Source organism: Rhizobium sp. 2YAF20, from assembly GCF_052114685.1.
GTDB lineage: Bacteria > Pseudomonadota > Alphaproteobacteria > Rhizobiales > Rhizobiaceae > Rhizobium.
In genome coordinates this window covers 1-595 of the sequence record NZ_JBFRFF010000139.1, presented here as the reverse complement: position 1 = coordinate 595, position 595 = coordinate 1, and the positions used below count along the sequence as shown (strand labels likewise).

Genomic DNA, 595 nt, shown 5'->3' with positions numbered 1-595 from the left:
GTAGCGGTACTGCTCGCCGGCACTGATCGACTGCGTGCCACGGGACAAGTGCACACCCACGCCGAGCCGCTCGATTTGCGCCTTCAGCGCCAGGCCGCCCTGCTCGTCCAGTTGCACCGGCATCAGGCGCGGGGCGAATTCCACCACATGTGCTTCCAGGCCCAGGCTTTTCAGGGCATTGGCGGCTTCCAGACCGAGCAGGCCACCGCCGACCACCACGCCACGCCGGGCATTGGCCGCCGCCGCACGAATCGCATCGAGGTCTTCAAGGGTGCGATACACCAGGCGCGAGTCGCCTTCGGCGCCTTCGATGGGCGGCACGAAGGGATAGGAGCCAGTCGCGAGAATCAGTTTGTCGTAAGCGACACAACCTTGTGCGGTGATCACCTGGCGCCGGGCGCGGTCGATTTCCAGTACCGGCACGCCCAGATGCAAGGTGACGCCCGGTGTCTGATACAGGGAGGCTTCGCCCAGGGCCAGCGACTCGGCATCGCGACCGCCGAAATACTCGGACAGATGCACACGGTCGTAGGCACGCATCGGCTCTTCGCTGAAGACATGCAGCCGGTAGTGGTCGAGGGCGCCGCGCTCGATG

1 protein-coding gene is annotated in these 595 nt (G+C 65.7%); it reads right to left on the bottom strand.

Annotated features, from left to right (window positions below):
* Positions 1–595, bottom strand: a 595-nt coding sequence (locus AB4Z52_RS36300) for an FAD-dependent oxidoreductase (RefSeq protein WP_442222627.1), incomplete at both ends; no start/stop codon positions are given.